The following is an 18,590-nucleotide window of genomic DNA, read 5'->3' on the forward strand; positions in this document are numbered from 1 at the left end:
CGATCTCATATCTGAGATAGCCTCAACCTCATGGCAGACGACTACCTCGTACGCATCGGCAGGCTCATCCGTGACGCTCGGCAGCACCGCGGCTGGACGCAGTCACAGCTTGCGGAGGCGCTCAACACCAGTCAGAGCGCCGTCAACCGGATCGAGCGCGGCAACCAGAACATCAGCCTTGAGATGATCGCCCGGATCGGCGAAGCGCTGGACAGCGAGATCGTCTCCCTGGGCTATGCGGGTCCGATGCACCTGCGCGTGGTCGGCGGCCGTCGCCTGTCCGGCGCCATCGACGTCAAGACCAGCAAGAACGCCTGCGTGGCCCTGCTGTGCGCCTCGCTGCTCAACAAGGGGCGCACGGTGCTGCGCCGGGTCGCCCGCATCGAGGAGGTCTACCGCCTCCTGGAGGTGCTCAACTCCATCGGCGTGCGCACCCGCTGGATCAATGAGGGCACCGACCTGGAGATCGTGCCGCCGGCCGAGCTGGACATGGAGGCCATCGACGCCGAGGCCGCCGTCCGCACCCGCTCCATCATCATGTTCCTCGGCCCGCTGCTGCACCGCATGGAACGCTTCCGGCTGCCCTACGCCGGCGGCTGCGACCTCGGCACCCGGACCATCGAGCCGCACATGATCGCGCTGCGCCGCTTCGGCCTGGACGTCGCCGCGACCGAGGGCCACTACCACGCGGTGGTCGACCGCACCGTCCGCCCGGACCGCCCCATCGTCCTGACCGAGCGCGGCGACACGGTGACGGAGAACGCCCTCCTGGCGGCCGCCCGCCACGACGGCGTCACCGTCATCCGCAACGCCTCCTCCAACTACATGGTCCAGGACCTCTGCTTCTTCCTCGAAGCCCTGGGCGTCCGCGTCGAGGGCATCGGCACCACCACCCTCACCGTGCACGGCATGCCGGTCATCGACGCCGACGTGGACTACTCCCCCTCCGAGGACCCGGTAGAGGCGATGAGCCTGCTGGCCGCCGCCGTGGTCACGGAGTCGGAGCTGACGGTGCGTCGGGTCCCGATCGAGTTCCTGGAGATCGAGCTGGCGGTCCTGGAGGAGATGGGCCTCGACCACGACCGCACGCCGGAGTACTTCGCCGACAACGGCCGCACCCGCCTGGTGGACCTCACGGTGCGCCCCTCCAAGCTCGAAGCCCCGATCGACAAGATCCACCCCATGCCCTTCCCGGGCCTGAACATCGACAACGTCCCCTTCTTCGCGGCCATCGCGGCCTCGGCCCAGGGCCAGACCCTCATCCACGACTGGGTCTACGACAACCGCGCCATCTACCTCACGGACCTGAACCGCCTCGGCGGCCGCCTCCAACTCCTGGACCCGCACCGCGTCCTGGTCGAGGGCCCCACCCGCTGGCGCGCCGCCGAGATGATGTGCCCGCCCGCCCTGCGCCCCGCGGTCGTCGTCCTCCTCGCCATGATGGCGGCCGAGGGCACGTCGGTCCTGCGCAACGTGTACGTCATCAACCGCGGCTACGAGGACCTCGCCGAGCGGCTGAACTCGATCGGGGCACAGATCGAGATCTTCCGGGACATCTGATTGGCGGGGTGTCGTGCCCCTAGGAGATGAGGGGCGCGACACTCCTGAATGCCTGCTGACCTGCTGTTACGCACTTGCGGGACCCTTCATTGACCATCGCTGTTTTTCATCACCTTGTGCAACGCACGTGCAAGATGATCTTAAATTGGTGACGATGCATCAGAGGTATCTGAATATCCGTCAGCCTTCACGCAGAGTGCTCGCCAAAGGGGCCTCGCAATGTCCGCACCGACGGCGCCACTGGCGTTCCTGAGATTCAGAGTTCAGTCCTCGCCGCGCACGCGCATCAAGCGCACTACACCGCTACGGCCAGTTCCAGCCCGGACCTCCACGCGCACCGGCGCTCCTTCGATCATCCGGCCGCCCCCCACGTCCGGGTCGGCGACCTGCTGCCCGAGGCGCCCGCCGACAGCGTCCGCGACGACCCTGCCCGGGAGCGCGTCGAGACGAGCAGTGAAACGCGTGCTGCCGTCGTCGGGCCTGCCAACGGAATGGGAGAGCGGACGCGTACGTCGAGGCCAGCAAGGTCATCAAGTCCATGAAGGACACCTGCGCGGACATGTCCGTCAAGTACAAGGAGACGGCGCGGGGCGGGCTGGCGGTCAACATCATCGAGTGCTAGGCGGATGGGCCCTGACCAGCGCGTTCGCATCTTTCGGCGCTGCCAGGGCCTTCCCTGCTTGCACGACGGAAAGTCCCTGGAACCTCCCCGGGACAGACGTGAAAGTCCCTGAAAAGTCCCTGGGATGCCCCTGCTCCGAGACCCGGTTGAACGCCCTGGGTTGCCTCGTGATCACCAGTGCACGCTGCGTCCGAGCGGATCGGCAGTCCGGTGGCGGACCTCACGCGTGTGGTTGCATCGCCTGGAGTCGCGCTTCGACCTCGGCGACGACGAGCTTGGACTCCTCGGCCGGGCGTCCCGTTGGATCAGCCATCGGGCACCTCATGACCTTCACCGCGAGACCGTCGAGATCGACCATCGTCGTCACCTCTGCGCGCTGCCGGGAGCCGTATTGGGCGAAATCTTCGGAGTTGTCGACCAGAGCGACAAGGGACGGCAACCTCGTCAGCAGCTCGGACCGGAGATCCCGAGTGACGCGTTGCATGTCCTCGAAGTGCTCGTGCAGCGCGAGCGCCTCGTCCTGTCTCTGCTTCATGTCGGCTTCACGCCGCTCCAGCCCTCGCGCCTCCTCTTGCTGACCGGCTTCGAGCGCTTGGATCCGCCATGCCGCTGCCAGTTCGTACGTGACCTTGCTCGAAGTGGCCTCGATCTGGTCCAGCATCTTCCTGCCGGCCGCTCTCCCTCCGCCGCCGACCGCAACAGCCCCGCGACCAAACCATGCTTCTGTGGCGTTGCGGGCTGCGGCCCCGCGCAGCGACTTGATCGCCCTGCCCGTGGAGGCGGATCCGAGGCCCTGCACCGCCCGATAGGACCCCGATTTGGCAGCGGGACCGACGGCGAGTGAAAGCCCGAGGACCAGAACCGCACCGCCAGCCATGCGAGCGGCCGGCACCACGGCGACCCCACCCGTTCGCCGCGGCTCGGCACTCCTCTTAATGCTCGCGGTGGGCCTCTCGATCGCCGCCAGTTCGAAGTGATCTACGTTCTTCACATGCCCGTAGACATCGCGAAAGGGAAGAACGGCCACGTCGTAGAGCATCTGCCGCGCCTTGTCCAAGGCGATGGAGTCCTCAGCGACCTGCTGATCGAGCTGCTGAGCAGCCTTCCGCAAACGCTCGCGCGTCTTCCGGTTCTTGCGGACGAGCCCTACGGCGTCGACTACATCGATGGTCACATTGCCCCCCATGTACTTTTTGTAGGACCTAATTGAGATCGTCGAGCCACGTCTCGGCGTTCGGCCACGCCCAAGTCATGCAGGTCGCCGATCGCGCTAAGCCTTCCGCCCGCGGATGCAAGGACGGAGTCCGTCCTTGCATCCGTCGACACGTACGACCGTCCACACCCCTTCGGTGGCCGATCGATTCAGACAAGGACTCGGTTGGTTCCGGACAGATTCGATCAACTTGGTTTATCGGCTTGTAACTTGCTTTGCCCTGAGCTCATCCTGATCAGGTTCGGAGAAGCAGAAGATGTCCGGCCATGGCGTCGTGCCATGGCGGCTTCTGACTCGCGGACCCTGGAGACCCCGTGGACACCCCTGTCCTGTGGGCCGGTTGTGCATGCTCGTCGCCACCGGCACGTACCTCGGAGCCGCTTCGGCTCCCCCGTCGCTCGTTCATGAGCGACGGCGCCAGTCTGCTGCTCAGGTCTTCCTGCAGCGCCTCCTTCCCGTCGGCGAACTACGCCGAGGCTGGAGGAGAGACGCAGTGACCACACCACCGTTCAAGCCGAACGTCGCCCAGCAGACGGCCCTCGTCGAGCACCTCGTGAGCGCGGTGGTCACCGACGCGACAGGTGAGTCACAGGGCGACGTCTGCCTCGGCGAACCTCCCAGCGCACGCTACTTCATGGAGAGCCTCGGTCCCCACGCCGTCGAGCCGGGTGGCGCCGCCCCGAGGTACGGTCGGATGACTCCGGACAGCCTCGGGTTCGAGTTCGAGGCCGAGAACGCCAGCTCCGTCATGGTCAGGGCGAAGGCGTCCTTCTACTACTCGGCCCTGCCGACCCGAGCGGAGCAGCTGGAGTGGGCTGGCGACCGCGAGGAGCCGTACCGGCTGGCGCCGTTGTTCAGGCGACTTGACGTGGCGGTCGGCCCGGTGGAGATCGTCCTCGGTCAGGCCGGCCTCCGTCATACTCTGGAGGGTGAGTTCCGGCACGCCTTCGCCGGGGCCGTCGAGCTGGCGCTCCGTGATCCGCGGATCGACCGTCGCGTGGGCAACGACCGGCGGGAGCGTCTGGTGCCTCCCGCAGCGATGGAGGACGACCGGTCATTCGAGCAGTGGCTGGCCCGGGAGGTGGCCGGGGATCCTGTGGTGCCGACCCCCGCCGCACACGTCGTCATCACGTCGAGGCCGGTGGCCCCGGGACGGCTCCGGGTGACCGCGACCCTGCAGAACCTCGCCGTGGACCCGGTCGTGACCGTCCAGGGAAAGGGCAGGAACGCGGGCCGCAGCCGCCGCGACGAGGCGAGGGACAACGCCCTGTTCCGCGCAGGGCTGGAGATCGACGGTGACCTTCTCCTGCCCATCGTGATGGATCTCGGTGCCGACGCCTACCGCTACTCGGGTGACCTGGGGGCGTACGCGAACAATTGCGGTGTCGAGCCGCGGTGGCACGACGGCCGGCTTGTCTCCGTCCGCAGCGTGCCCGTGCCGCAGCATGACACCCATCGCGCGGTGGCCCGTGCTGACGAAGGCTGGGGCTACTCGGCGCTCGCTGCGGACCCGCTGCCGGTTCTGGAGGACCTTGCCGACGAGATGGAGGCGTATCTCGACGCCCCCGCTTGGAGCACGGAGGACCTCCAGGACAGGCCGGACCTGGCCCGCCGGAAGGAGTCCGACCGCCAGGCCGCCGCGTTGGAGGTCGCCCGCTTCCGCGACGGCATCGCGTGGCTGCGGCGGGACGACCGTCTGCTGACCGCGTTCCAGCTGGCGAACGAGTCCATGACGGAGCTCAACACGCGGAGGAAACAACCGAACCGGGGGTGGCGCCTCTTCCAGCTCGTGGCCATCGTGAGCCAGCTCGGCGCCCTGGCCTGGCGGGAGCACCCCCAGGAGCTCTTCACTCCGGGACTCTGGGGTGACGACCAAGACGTGGATCCCACCGAAGCGGCGACCGTCGTCTGGTACCCGACTGGAGGCGGCAAGACGGAGGCCTATCTCGGCCTGGTCCTCGTGTGCATGTTCTACGACCGGACCAGAGGAAAGGAGGTCGGGGTCTCGGCCTGGTGCCGCTTCCCCCTCCGGCTCCTCACCCTCCAGCAGACACAACGGCAACTCGACGTCATTGCCGCCGCTGACATCGTCCGAGGCCGCAACGCCGACCGCATCAAGGAGGTCGGCGGCAATCCCGGGTGGCCCTTCTTCATCGGCTTCTACGCCGGCGGAGGCAACACCCCAAACTCGCTCACGTCCGATCGCACGCTCGACCGCCTTCGGTCGAGCGAGGCAGAGCGGCATGCGTACCGACTTGTGCATGACTGCCCCTACTGCGGTGAACGGTCGGTACACATCCCACCCCCCGATCCTCAGGAGCTCAGGCTCAGGCACGTCTGCGGCAACGAGCAGTGCGGGAAGATCCTGCCCATCGTCGTGGTGGACACCGAGATCTACCGCTACCTCCCCACGGTCGTGGTCGGCACCTTGGACAAGCTGGCCAACGTCGGGCTGTCGGACAAGTTCGGCGCGCTCCTGGGGGACGTCGACTGCTGGTGCACGCCGCACGGGTTCGGTCGGGGCGGGAAGTGCCACGAGCGCCACGCGCCCGGTCATCCGAAGGCGGCTCCCGGGCCCCTGAAGGCACCTCTCTACGACCCCTCCCCCTCCCTGGAGATCATCGACGAACTGCACATGGTCAACGAGGAGCTCGGGGCCTTCTCGGGGCACTACGAGGGGCTCTTGGCGGAGGTGCAGCGCACCCTGACCTCAAGGCACAGGGCCGACGGACGAGGATTCCGCATGAAGGTGGTGGCGACGACCGCGACCATCCGGGGCGAGGACCGCCAGAGCGAGCACCTCTTCGGCCTCAGGTCCGTCGTGGTGCCCCTCCCGGGGCCCAACCTCGACGAGAGCTTCTACTGGCGCCTGGACCGAGGGCTCCCCCTCCGCCGTTTCGTCGGGGTCATGCCGACCCGCGGGACCGCGGAGATGACGCTGGTCAGGATCCTGACCTCCGCACACCGAGCCCTGTGGAAGCTCGAGCAGCGCCGCGAACTTCCGCCGGCTTTCGAGGCGTGGCCGGAGGAGGAGCTTCGGGCGGTCGTCGACCTGTACCGCACGAGCCTCACGTACGCCACCACGCTCGTCGACTTCGGCCGTATCCGCCGCTCGCTGGACACGCAGGTCAACGAAGCGCTGCGCAGGGAAGGTTATCCGGACCTCCGCGTGGCCGAGCTGAAGAGCGAGACGCGCCTGGACGAGGTGCGTGGCGTCCTGGACGACCTGAGCAGCACCGACGGCGAGACGGGCATGGTCGTGGCCACGAGCATGGTGAGCCACGGGGTCGACGTGGACCGGCTGAACTTCATGCTGTTCAACGGCATGCCCAGGTCGATGGCGGAGTACATCCAGGCATCCTCACGCGTCGGCCGCGCGTACCACGGACTCGTGTTCATGCTCTTCAACCCGGTACGGGAGCGGGACCGCTCGCACTACCGGTACCACGGCAAGTTCCACGAGTACCTGGACCGCATGGTCGAACCGGTGGCGATCAACCGCTGGAGCCGGTTCGCGGTGCGCAGGACCCTTCCCGGAATCCTCATGGGTCACCTGCTCCAGATCGCCAACCGCGACTGGTGGCAGGCGGGCAACGCTCCGGGGCATCTGCACGACCTCTCCAAGATGCAGGCTGCTCTCCGTGATCCCTCCCTGGGCGGCCTGGAGGGAGTCCAGCTGACCGAGCTGCTCGAGGCACTCCACGCGGTCTTCCAGTCCCACCGACCTGAGGGACAGGAGCTCCGGAGCGACCTGGAGGACATGGTGGAGCACGCGGTCGCCAGCCTGCGCTCCGCGGGCGCCTCCGCCACCCTCGCCGGCGGGAACAACCGGGGGTACCGCGCGACGGGCGACTACCTGGGACTCGAGTGCCGACCGATGACGAGTCTCCGCGACGTCTCCGAGGGCATCCCCTTCCACGTCGTGTCCGACAACCGGAGGTCGTGATGGCGTTCAACCCCAGGAACGACGAGATGTCCCGCGACCGCGGCCAGGTCCTCTTCCGGTTCAGGCCCGGCCAGACCTTCGACCACCGTGGCGGCTACACCACACAGGTGATCCAGCTCGGGCGTGACGAGGAGTTCGACGGCCCCTCCCTGGATCGTGACCACCTCGTCCAGGAGGCGATGCGGTTCGTTCGCAGATGGCGGGCCGCCGGACGCGCCTTCGTCGCCGGGTCCGACCGGGCCCCCGAGTTCCCCGGCGACCAGGACCGACTCGGCGATCGCCACTACGAGGTCGTGGTCCCGGGCAAGGTCTTCTGCCGCGTCTGGCCCCGGGTGGTGCGCTGCTCCAGGGCTGGGTGCGGGCACGTCTGGACGGCCGGCGACCCTCGGCCGGGGACCGACGACTGGCCGCCGGCGTGCCCGGCCTGCGGCGGCGTCGTCGGCAACCGGCAGCTCCAGTTCGTCTTCGCGCACAAGTGCGGCGAGACGTCGCCGATGTACCCGCCGAGCAAGTGCCCAAGGGGCCACACCCGGTTCAGGCTCGACGACCGCGCCAGCCGGTTCCGCGACTTCCGGTGGGAGTGCATGACCTGTGGCTTCCCTCTGGGTGTGCAGTGGAGTTGCAGCAACTCCTCGTGCAGCTACCCGGACAAGTTCATGAACCCCCTGCTTCACTCCGCGGGAACCGCGCACGTCGGCCACGGGCTGACCCTCGTGAACGTGACGACGACGGAGGAGGCGACCCGGCAGAGCAATCCCCTGTACACCGCGGCCGTGCTCGGCTGGTGGCTCGGGGAGATCACCGAGGACGAGTTCCGTCGGCTCACGGACGGACACACGGTCGACGTGCCCGACGAGGTAGTCGAGAGCATCCGGGTGATGGAGGAGGCCGGTCTGCACGACCAGGCGCGTGCCCTGCGGGCACGCTTCATGCCGGTCGAAGTCGACCATCTGCGGGACCGGGTGGGCAAGGCTCTCGGGCTCGACGCGGGGAGTGACGACGCCCGCGGGCTCGCGGCCGAGCTGCACACCTACCGTCGCGTCCTCAACCTGGAACGCCTCGGGGTCCCACGACTGCAGCGGGAAGCGCGCAACCCGGAGCGGCGCGCCCTCTACGAACGCTACCCCGAGGTCCTGGCAGCCGCCGGTCTCAGCCGTGACACCTGCCTGGTGAGTGACCTCCCGATCACCTACCTCGCGATCGGCTACAGCCGGACCGGCTTCAGCCCCGAGGAGGCGGACCTGGTCCCCTACCGGGGGCGCGTCTCACGGGGTGCTCCCGAGAAGACACTGCTCTACGCGCACCCCACCCAGGCGGAGGCGCTGCTTTTCCCGGTGGACCGGGACCGGGTGAGCCGGTGGATGGTCCGGAACGAGCTCGTCAGCCAAGGCGCCCTCGACGACGCCGGCGGTGTCGCCCAGTGGCTTGTTCACCAGCTCGGTCCGAGTAACGGCCAGGCTCTCTCCCACGAGGTACGGCCCGCTCCGGGACACCCCGACCTCCCGGTCCACGAGCTGTTCGGTCTGCTGCACTCCCTGTCGCACCAGATCCTGCGGGCGCTGGCGGTCGACAGCGGGTACAGCGAGACGAGCCTGTCCGAGTACCTGTTCCCGTACGACTTGGCCTTCGCCGTCTACCCCAACGGGGGCAGCGACTTCAGCCTGGGTGCGATGCGGACCGTCTTGGAGCAGAACCTCGACGCGGTCGTGAGTCGCGCCGTCGACAACGACTCGTGCCTGTACGACCCCAACTGCATGATCACGAACGAGGGTGCCGACCACGGCTGCCTGCAGCTGCCCGAGACGGCCTGCCAGTCCTGGAACCGCAACCTCTCCCGCTGGCATCTCTTCGGTTCCCCGGACGGTTCGAGGGTCGGGTACTGGGACCCGACTCTCTGAGACCGAGGGCAGTACCCGCGCGCCCTGTCGACAACACAGGGCTCCTGACCACCGAACTGCACGAGTGGAGCTCAGCGTGAGACCACAACAAGAGCTGCTGGGCGTCCTTGCCGACGCCCGGGACCGGGCCCGAGCGCTGAGCGGATGGAACTCCGGTCCGGAGCGGATCTACGACCTGCTCCGGACCGCGACCAGAGTCCGTGCGATGGGGATCGCCTCGGGAGTCACGACGGACGTTCCGTGGGAAAGCGTTCTCGCGCAACTCGTCGCGTGGCATCACGACCAACCCGTCGGCACGGGTGCGTGCTCGCAGGAGGACGCCGACGAGATCGTCCTCGCCGCGGTGGCAGCTCAGCGGTTCGACCCCCTGGAGGCCAGTATTCGGAGCGGCGCCTACGACGTTCGCATGACGAGAGGCGACTTCCGCGTGCGTCACCGCTGGGACGCTTCGGCCGAGGTAGCCGACATGATCCTCGAGCAGGACGCGCGTCCCACGGGCGTGCCCCTGCTCTCCGACGTGGAGCGGAAGTGGATCTCGTCCCGAGTCGTCGACTTTCGTAGTGGTCCACCGCCGGAGGTCCTCGAGGCAGCTGTCCAGCGGGCCGCTGCGACGATCGAGGTGTACCGGCAGTCGGTATCCGAGGGCCAGGTTCCCGACTCCTTCGAACTCGGAGATGGAATGACCGCCGGTGACATGACCAGCGTGCTGGCTGTGATCATGGGAATCGCCTCTCTGAGTGAGTACACCGCGCACAGGCTCTCCCGTCTGGAGGCGACGCTCGCGCACATGCCGACCTCCCGGCTGCTCGCCGTCATCGCGGAGATGTGCCCCAACGTGTCCGAGGCGCACCAGGCTCTCGTGTTGGAGAGACTCACCTACCGACCCGGCAGGTCCTGCAGGACCTCCCCCCTCATCAGCCAGGACGACGTCGTGATCATCTGTCCGCCCCTCCTGACGCCGAGGTCCGTGGACGCGATCATGCTTCGCTCAGCCACTCATGCGCCCGGTGGATTCGGCCGCATCGGAAGGGCGCAGGGTGCACGTGCGACGGCCTGGACGGAGTGGCTGCGCGCCACCCCGGGCGCCCTGGTAGCCGAGCGCATCCCGGCTGCCAGGACCGACGGCGGGTCTGCCGGCGATCTGGACGTGGTCGTCGTGGACCCGGTCCGCATGCTCGGCCTCTGCCTCGAGATCAAGTGGCCGATCGAAGCCCTGTCCCTGCACGAAGGCATGAAGATCGAGAGCTGGATCAGTTCTGCAGCAGCGCAGTTGGACCGCCTCAGAGGCGAGCTCCGATCGGGTGCCGCCAGTGCTCGTCTGCCGCGAAATTGGCCCTCGTTCGACTCGATCAGCTGGACCTGGTGCGTCGGCACGCCGCAGCAGCTCACCACGCGCCCTCTTCCTGTTCCGGACATGCACGCCACCTCTCTTCGTTACGTGCAGGCGCTGGGGACGCCGCCCGACCTCGATTCCCTGGTGACCGCCCTGAGGAACCCGGATCTCCCGGCCAGAGGGGTGCACTTCGACGTGCGGAAACGGTCGATCACCGTGGGCCGACACCAAGTACACATCGACGCGCTCGGGATACGCACGAGCTCTTGGCGCCCCCGCTTCGGGTAGCGAGTCAGCCTGATCATCGGCTCTCTGACGCGACATGAGAACTCGTCTGGTCAACCAGGCGAACCACCGAGAGCACGGTGCTCGTGCGTCCTCTCGGGACAGAGATACGTCCCCTGCAGGTGGCGATGCCGGTGGATAATCACATCCAGCACCAGAACTCGGAAGTAGGCTGGAAACTCGGCATGATGTACGACATAGCGGCTCCGGAGCCGGCGGGCATGGTCGCCTCGCTCAGTTCGCTCGGGTACTCCTTGCCTGCTGCCATCGCGGATCTCGTCGACAACAGCGTGTCCGCTGGGGCGTCGACCATCGACGTCGAGTTCACCTGGGCCGGGCAGGACTCGTGGATCGCCGTTGCCGACGACGGTGCCGGGATGACCGCCGACGAGCTCGTGACCGCCATGACCGTGGCCGCGCGAGGCCCTGCGACGCCCCGAAGTGCAACGGACCTGGGCCGCTTCGGCGTCGGCCTCAAGTCGGCCTCGTTCTCCCAGGCCCGGCAGCTCACCGTCGCCACCGCCACCACCGGCGAATGGCACGTACGCACATGGGACCTCAACGTCGTCGAGAGGTCGGGCGAGTGGCGACTGCTACGCGGCGCGGACGAGACGACCAGCGAGTTGCTCGACCGGATCCGGGGTGAGGCGGACCACGGCACCGTTGTGTTGTGGCGGCGCCTCAACGGCTACCACGTCGACGCGGTGACGGTGGAGGACGAGCGGACACAGAAGCAGTTCTACGCGGAGGCAGCCCGCACGGAGTCCCACCTGGGCATGGTCTTCGGCAGGTTCCTCACCGGAAGCCGACGTCGCAACCTGCGTGTGTCGGGCAGCCCCGTCGAGCCCTGGGACCCGTTCCTGTCCCGTCACCCGTCCGTACAACCGCTTCCGGTCGAGCGTCTGCGGTTGGGGGCGGGTTCCGTACGGGTGGAGGCGTTCGTCCTTCCCAGTGCCCAGAGGCTCGCCCCGGACGAGTACGAGAAGGCCGGCGGCCCGCGTGGGTGGCTCGACCAGCAGGGGTTCTACGTGTACCGCCGGGACCGTCTGATCCTTGCCGGTGACTGGCTGGGACAGCGCGGGTTGCGCCGCGAGGAGAAGTACAACCTGGCACGGATCGCCGTGGACATCCCCGCCGAGACGGATGTCGAATGGGGGGTCGACGTCCGGAAGTCCAGTGTCGTCCCGCCCGTCGCACTGCGTTCTCATCTACGGCGCATCGCCCTGCAGGCCAGGAGAAGGGCCGCCGACGTGCTTCGGCACCGCGGGCAGATCGCTGCGCGCACACACGGGGATCCACTCGTGTACGCGTGGAACGTCCGCCGTGTCGACGACCAAGTCACCTGTCGGATCAACCGGGGCCACCCTCTGGTGAAGGCAGCTCTGCGCTCTGGTGGTGCCGGTTCGGATGACGTACGTGCCCTGATCCGTCTGCTTGAGGAGACGGTGCCGGTCACCGCCCTCCGCGTGATGCACGAGACTGACACCAGCGACGACCCCGAACCCTTCGGGGGCCCCGGGCCCGCCGACGCCGAGGCCACGGAGGTCGCACAGCGCATCTACGAGGCACTGGTCTCAGACGGCCGCTCACCTGCGGCCGCTCGCGAACGCCTCCGGACGATGCCCCCCTTCGACCAGATGCAGGGCTTCTGGAACGGGTGAGCCCGTTGTCAGTGCCCGCCCCTAGCCTGCCCTATGCCGTTCCCGCCCAGCCGGAGGTCTGCTGTGAGTTCCACCCCCGAGGACTCTCTCGAGTCTCTTGCCAAGGCCCGTCGCCTGGTTCTCGCACTACTGTCCCAGGACCGTCAGCCGACGCCGGACGAGGTGCAGAACGCGGTCACCGTCATCTTCGGGATGCTGGCCGGCCAAGGCGAGGTCCTCGACCGTGACCAGCTGGCCAAGGAGATCGAGGTCCTGACGGCGGTCTTCCAGGAGGGCTCCTCCGGGCTGGAGAGCGACAGCGGGCACGAGCCCTGGCTGCCCGAAGCCAAGAACGACCGGGCCTGGGACTTCTGGGAACGCTACCGCCGGTACCTGGAGGATGTCAGCGGCTACCCTCCACTTGTTGTGCGGCGGCTGGACCAGAGCACAGACGAGGTCCTGAGCCAGCTCGAGGACCCGCGGCGTGCCGGCCCATGGCGCCGGACCGGCCTCGTGATCGGACAGGTCCAGTCAGGCAAGACCAGCCAGTACATCGGACTCGCTGCGAAAGCCGTGGACGCGGGATACCAGTTCGTGGTGATCCTTGCCGGCATCCACAACGACCTCCGGAGCCAGACACAGCTGCGTGTCGACGAAGGGCTCCTGGGCTTCGATACGAAACATCACCAGCGATCCAACCAGAAGGGGAAATCCCGGCTCATGGGTGCTGGCCGGATGCCTGGTGCCAAGAAACTCGATATCGCATCTCCGACTAACAGCTCGGAGAAGGGCGACTTCGGTCGACAGGCGGCAAACGCCGTCAACTTCCCGCTCGGCCGTTTCCCGGTGGTCTTGGTGGTCAAGAAGCACTGGAAAATCCTCGAGTACCTGCGGACGTGGGTGACCGAGGTCCAGGGCACGGAGGACGAGAGCGGGAACAAGGTCGTACGCGACATCCCGCTGTTCGTCATCGACGACGAGGCGGACAACGCCTCCATCAACACCGAGCGCGATCCCGACGCGGATCCGACCAGGACCAACGGTGCGATCCGTGAGCTCATGAAGAGCTTCGAGAAGTCGGCGTACGTCGGGTACACCGCCACCCCGTTCGCCAACATCTACATCGATCCCGATGTCGACCACGCCGAACTCGGCGCCGACCTCTTTCCCGACAGCTTCATCCGCACCCTGCCCTCGCCGACCAACTACCTTGGCCCGGAGCGGGTGTTCGGTCTCCAGGTCGACAATGACGACGAGGAGGACGTGCCCCCGCTTCCGCTCGTACGCCCCGTGAACGACGCCGAGAGCTGGATCCCGAGCAAGCACAAGTCCTCCTTCGTCCCCTCCGACGACCTTCCGCGGTCCCTCCGGGAGGCGATCGCCTCGTTCGTCCTCGCCAGCGCTGCACGACGGGTGCGCGGACAGACGAAGGTGCACAACTCCATGCTGGTGCACGTAACCCGCTTCACGGCGGTCCAAGGGATCGTCCGCGACCAGGTGGACGACTATCTGCGGCTCCTCGTGGACTCGCTCCGCGACCGGTACGGACAGGCACCGCAGCGCATGGCCGAGTTCCGGGCCCTGTGGGAGCGGGACTTCGTCCCCACCACGGACCACTTCCCCGCGGACGAGGCCCGACGCGTCACCTGGGAGGACGTGTCGAGCCAGCTCATGCCCGCTCTGCGAAAGATCGTGGTCAAAACGGTGAACGGCGCCTCCCGCGACGCACTCGACTACTACGATCACCGCAAAAACGGTCTATCGGTCATTGCGATCGGAGGCCAGAAGCTCTCCCGAGGTCTCACCCTGGAGGGACTGACTGTCAGCTACTACCTGCGCACGTCCCGCACGTACGACACCCTGCTTCAGATGGGACGCTGGTTCGGTTACCGACCGGGGCACGAGGACCTCTGTCGCCTGTACACCACGCCCGATCTGAGGGCCAAGTACATTGAGGTGACTGCTGCCACCGACGAGCTACGCCGTGAGATCGAAGAGATGGCGGCGTTGGACCTCAGTCCGAGGTACTTCGGGCTGAAGGTCCGCGCTTCCTCGCTCGGCCTAGCCGTCACGGCCGCCAACAAGATGCGCCAAGGCACGAAGGTCATGCTCAGCTACTCCGGGGAGGGGCCGGAGACGGTAATCTTCAACCTCTCCGACGGAGTACCTGAACACAACCTCAAGGTACTCGGGGACTTCGTCCGTAGACTTGATGGCCTAGCCACCGCCCAGCAGAAGGCGGTGGGCGCCAGCGTGACATGGAAGCAGGTGCCCTCCGACGCCATCGTGGACTTCCTCACGCGTTACGAGACCGACCGCATGGCCCAGAGGGTTCGCCCCCGCTTCATCGCGAAGTACATCGAACAGTGCATGGCCGTAGGTGAGCTCCCGCAGTGGACGGTGGTCCTGGTTGGCAAGCAGGCAGCTAAACCACAGGACATCGCCGGTTACGACTTGGGGCCCGTAGAGCGCGCGGCGCTCAACGACGTCACCAGCGACGGTCGATACACGATTCGCCGGCTGCTCAGCCCTCCCGACGAATACCGCGACCTCGCTCCTGACCAGGTGAAAGCCGCCCTGGAAGCGACACAGAAGGCTGCAGCCCTCAAGAAGCGAGAGAAAGTGCCCCAGTCACCTTCAGGAGATCACGTCCGCTGGCAGCGCCGCGCCGACCAGGCACTTCTGCTCGTCTATCTGGTCGAGCGGCCGGCGACCGAAGACGGTCCAGCACAACCGCCCCTGGTCGGCTTCAAGGTGAGCTTCCCGCGCTCCGAGCACCAGTCCGACACCGAGTACGTGGTCAACGCCATCTGGCAGAAGGAGGGCCTTGACGCCCTCGACGACGGAGAGGACGACGAGTGACCGTCACCGAGTCCGAGTGGCGTGACTTGGAGACACCTCAGGGTGCCCCGGGCAGGTCCCGTATCCGCCTGTACCCGGACGCTCCGTTGGACGTCTTCCTCTCCGTCTCCCACCCGGCGCAGCAGCGCATGCTCGTGCTCAGGGCCGACGCCCGCTCCGCCGACCACATCGTGCGCTCCGTACGCCAGTTGCCTCGCGCTGCCGGGCTGGAGATGAACGTGAGCGCCGTGTCGCGTCTCGAGTACGAGCTCCAGGTGGTCCTCACCGCCGACGAGCTGCGCGAGGTGTTCAACCCGCTCGTCACGGACGTGGCTGACACGGTCCGAGAAGCCCCTGGGGCCGCGGCAGCCCTGACAGCAGCGGTGGAGAGGTTCGAGCGGTGGCAGGACCTCCTTCGCGCGGTCGGCAGAGACGGTCTCGGCCCTGAGGCCCGTCGTGGACTCGTCGGCGAGCTCCTGGTGCTGCGCGACCACATCCTGCCCGTCGTCGGGCCGGCCGAGGCCGTCGACGCGTGGACGGGGCCGAGCGGAACCAACCAGGACTTCCAGCTGCCCGGAGTCGCCGTCGAGGCGAAGGCCAGCACCGCCAAACGCCCCCGCAGCATCCGGATCGCCAGCGAGCGCCAACTGGACGCCACCGGGACGCCTGCGCTCCTGTTGGCGCTGGCGATGCTCGACGAACGGCGGGGCGGATCAGGAGAGAGTCTGAACCGCCTGGTGGACCGCGTACGCGAGCAGCTCACGAGCCCTGTCGTCCGAGCCGCCTTCGACGGTCGTCTCGTACAGGCCGGCTATCTCCCCGGCCAGCGAGACGCCTACGAGGAGCCTCGCTACACCGTCCGCGACCTGCGCTTCTGGCACGTGGGAGAGAATTTCCCGAGACTCGTCGAGGCAGATCTTCCCGAGGGGGTCGGTGAGTGCTCGTACCACGTGAGCACCTCGGGACTTGACCACCACCGCGCCACGACCGACGAGGTGACCGCACTGATCGGGGGACCCCATGCCTGAGCTCGACCTGTCCCAGTACGCCCACGACGTCGTCGCGGACGTCCAGGCCACTGCCGACGCCGAGGGGACCACCACCCCGGAGGCGTTCACGCGGCGCGTGTTCGAGGACCTGGAACGGGCCGGCATCGTGTCCAACACGTTCACCGCCTACCACTCGGCCCACGGTCATCTCGTGCACGGGTACGGCATCGGGGACTCCGGGGAGTGCCTCGACCTCTTCGTGACCGACTTCGACCTGGACCCGCTGGATTCCAAACTCACGAAGGGACAGGCGGAGACGGCGTTCAGGCGCCTGCTGACGTTCGTCCGCCGGTGTCGGGAGGGCCTGCGTCAGCACATCGACGAGTCCTTCGACGTGTACGACATGTGCGCGGCAGTGGAGAAGGCGCTCACCGAGGTACGGAGGATCCGGCTCTTCCTGCTCAGCAACCGCGTCGGCACGAGTACCTCCTTCCCGCCCACCGAGTTCGACGGCCTTCCCGTGACCCACGAGGTGTGGGACCTGGCGCGGATGCACCGCCACGAGACTTCCGGCAGCATCAGCGAGCCCATCGTGGTCTCGTTCGCCCCTCCGCTGCCCTGTGTCTCGGCACCCAGCAGCGAGCCGGACCACTCGGTGACCATGGCCGTGATCCCCGGCCAGAGACTGGCCGAACTGTACGGGGAGTACGGGACCAGACTTCTCGAGTTGAACGTCCGGTCCTTCCTGCAGGCCCGCGGATCGGTCAACCGGGGAATCAGAGAGACCCTGCTGCACTCACCGGGCAGGTTCCTGGCGTACAACAACGGCATCACGGCGACCGCGTCCCAGGTCGACTTCGTGCACGGCCCGGACGGCACCCCCACGGGCATCTCCCGGGTGCACGGGCTCCAGGTGGTGAACGGCGGTCAGACCACGGCCTCGTTGCACTACGCCTCGAGCCGGGACAAGGCCGACCTGTCCCACGTGACCGTCCAGATGAAGCTGACGGAGGTCTCTCCCGAGCGGCTCTCGGAGATCGTCCCGATGATCTCCGAGTACTCCAACACCCAGAACCGCGTGACGCTCGTCGACTTCAGCTCGAACCACGCGTACCACGTGGCCGTCCAGCGGATCACCCGGTCCCTGTGGGCGCCGGCGACCGACGGCAGCGGCCAGGAGACCCACTGGTTCTACGAGAGGGCGCGCGGCCAGTACACCGACGAGGTGGCCAAGGCCCGGACACCGGCGAAGCAGCGCACCTTCAAGAAGCTCAACCCGACCAGTCGGAAGTTCACGAAGGCGGACCTCGCGAAGTACGTCAACTCCTGGAGTCTCCTCCCGTTCAGCGTCAGCCGCGGCGCACAGAAGAACTTCGTCGCGTTCATGGACCGGATCAGCGAGGCGCCCCCTCGGGTCGACGTCCGGTACTGCCAGCGCGTGATAGCCATGGCGGTCCTCTTCAAGGCGGTCGACCGCGTCGCGGCGAACCACGAGGCGGGCAGCTACAAGAGCATGATCACGACCTACACCATGGCCCGTCTGGCGCTCGCCACGAAACAGCGCATCGATCTCGACAGGATCTGGCGCGAGCAGAGGGTCTCGTCGGCCCTCGAAGCCGCGATCGACGATCTGTGCCCCCGGGTCATGCGGGTCGTCACCAAGCCACGTGAGGGCAACCACGTGGGTGAGTGGGCCAAGAAGCCCGCCTGTTGGGACGCCGTCTCCCGCGTACCCTGGTCCGTTCCTCGCGACCTGGAGGCCGAGCTCCGTGATCATCCGCTGGACGACGAGGCCCTCGCGGGCGGTGCGGAAGGCGACCGCGGGGCGAGCGACGAGGTGACGTCGATCCCGGCGGACGAGTGGTACGCCATCGAGCGATGGGCGAAGGAGACGCACAACCTGGATCCCTCGCAGCGCCAACTCGCGCAGTACGTCGGCCGCCGGCTCGAACTCGAGCAGGAGATCCCCGAGCCTCAGGCGGTACAGGCACTGCACGCGCGCAACGAGGCGCTTTCGCTCGGGTTCGTCCCCGGTCCGTAGGTCCGACTCGTCCCGGCCTTCAGAGCTCCCCGCGCTCGAGCAGGTCGCTCATGGCGTCCTCGGCGCGGCGGAGCACGATCCGCCCGTCTCCGTCGCTGAAGGCCAGGAGGTCCGCCCCGGGTGCGATGCCCGCCTCCGCGAGCAGGCCGACGGGAAGCTCGACCCGGCCATGATCATCGACACGGAGTTCTGCAGGTTCACGAAGCATGGGACGAGTGTGGC

10 protein-coding genes are annotated in these 18,590 nt (G+C 67.5%); 8 read left to right on the plus strand and 2 right to left on the minus strand.

The genetic code is table 11. From position 1 onward, the window contains the following. Positions 1–30 precede the first annotated feature (30 nt). The gene (locus BZZ08_RS06610; protein WP_104631190.1) at positions 31–1,560 is read left to right on the plus strand and encodes a helix-turn-helix domain-containing protein; all 1,530 of its coding nucleotides are present in this window, start codon (positions 31–33) and stop codon (positions 1,558–1,560) included. A gap of 842 nt (positions 1,561–2,402) precedes the next feature. On the opposite strand, the gene BZZ08_RS06615 is transcribed toward BZZ08_RS06610, so the two are convergent. After that, positions 2,403–3,368 (minus strand): hypothetical protein, encoded by a 966-nt coding sequence (locus BZZ08_RS06615; protein ID WP_241965390.1) that lies wholly within the window; start codon positions 3,366–3,368, stop codon positions 2,403–2,405. A gap of 520 nt (positions 3,369–3,888) precedes the next feature. Here BZZ08_RS06615 and BZZ08_RS06620 point away from each other — a divergent pair. The 7 genes from BZZ08_RS06620 (at position 3,889) to BZZ08_RS06650 (ending at position 18,368) form a co-directional block, all read left to right on the plus strand. Next, positions 3,889–7,341: a helicase-related protein gene (locus BZZ08_RS06620; protein WP_104631191.1), complete on the plus strand. Its 3,453-nt coding sequence runs from the start codon at positions 3,889–3,891 to the stop codon at positions 7,339–7,341. After that, positions 7,341–9,239 carry a hypothetical protein gene (locus BZZ08_RS06625; protein ID WP_104631192.1) on the plus strand — a complete coding sequence of 633 codons (1,899 nt, stop codon included), beginning with the start codon at positions 7,341–7,343 and terminating at the stop codon, positions 9,237–9,239. The genes BZZ08_RS06620 and BZZ08_RS06625 overlap by 1 nt, the downstream gene beginning before the upstream one ends. Before the next feature lie 64 nt (positions 9,240–9,303). Further along, the gene (locus BZZ08_RS06630; protein ID WP_104631193.1) at positions 9,304–10,860 is read left to right on the plus strand and encodes a hypothetical protein; all 1,557 of its coding nucleotides are present in this window, start codon (positions 9,304–9,306) and stop codon (positions 10,858–10,860) included. Positions 10,861–11,042: 182 nt separating this feature from the next. After that, on the plus strand, positions 11,043–12,518 hold the full coding sequence (locus BZZ08_RS06635; protein ID WP_104631194.1) for an ATP-binding protein: 1,476 nt from the start codon (positions 11,043–11,045) through the stop codon (positions 12,516–12,518). Between the two features lie 63 nt (positions 12,519–12,581). Further along, positions 12,582–15,359 carry a Z1 domain-containing protein gene (locus BZZ08_RS06640; protein ID WP_104631195.1) on the plus strand — a complete coding sequence of 926 codons (2,778 nt, stop codon included), beginning with the start codon at positions 12,582–12,584 and terminating at the stop codon, positions 15,357–15,359. After that, complete coding sequence (locus BZZ08_RS06645; protein ID WP_104631196.1) at positions 15,356–16,366, plus strand: PD-(D/E)XK motif protein; 1,011 nt, start codon at positions 15,356–15,358, stop codon at positions 16,364–16,366. Before BZZ08_RS06640 ends, BZZ08_RS06645 begins: the two co-directional genes overlap by 4 nt. Continuing rightward, positions 16,359–18,368, plus strand: a complete 2,010-nt coding sequence (locus BZZ08_RS06650) for an AIPR family protein (RefSeq protein WP_104631197.1) — start codon at positions 16,359–16,361, stop codon at positions 18,366–18,368. The genes BZZ08_RS06645 and BZZ08_RS06650 overlap by 8 nt, the downstream gene beginning before the upstream one ends. Positions 18,369–18,387: 19 nt before the next feature. Here the strand turns inward: BZZ08_RS06650 and BZZ08_RS06655 are convergent, their stop codons facing one another. Then, entirely contained in the window at positions 18,388–18,576 is a 189-nt protein-coding gene (locus tag BZZ08_RS06655) for an AbrB/MazE/SpoVT family DNA-binding domain-containing protein (RefSeq protein ID WP_104631198.1), read from the minus strand. Between the last annotated feature and the right edge of the window lie 14 nt (positions 18,577–18,590).

It is taken from the genome of Streptomyces sp. MH60 (assembly GCF_002939385.1).
Taxonomy (GTDB): domain Bacteria; phylum Actinomycetota; class Actinomycetes; order Streptomycetales; family Streptomycetaceae; genus Streptomyces.

Bases quoted from the DNA above. Each gene is read 5' to 3' on its own strand.
- BZZ08_RS06610 (WP_104631190.1), top strand. From the start codon at position 31: ATGGCAGACGACTACCTCGTACGCATCGGCAGGCTCATCCGTGACGCT.
- BZZ08_RS06615 (WP_241965390.1), bottom strand. From the start codon at position 3,368: ATGGGGGGCAATGTGACCATCGATGTAGTCGACGCCGTAGGGCTCGTC.
- BZZ08_RS06625 (WP_104631192.1), top strand. From the start codon at position 7,341: ATGGCGTTCAACCCCAGGAACGACGAGATGTCCCGCGACCGCGGCCAG.
- BZZ08_RS06635 (WP_104631194.1), top strand. From the start codon at position 11,043: ATGATGTACGACATAGCGGCTCCGGAGCCGGCGGGCATGGTCGCCTCG.
- BZZ08_RS06650 (WP_104631197.1), top strand. From the start codon at position 16,359: ATGCCTGAGCTCGACCTGTCCCAGTACGCCCACGACGTCGTCGCGGAC.
- BZZ08_RS06655 (WP_104631198.1), bottom strand. From the start codon at position 18,576: ATGCTTCGTGAACCTGCAGAACTCCGTGTCGATGATCATGGCCGGGTC.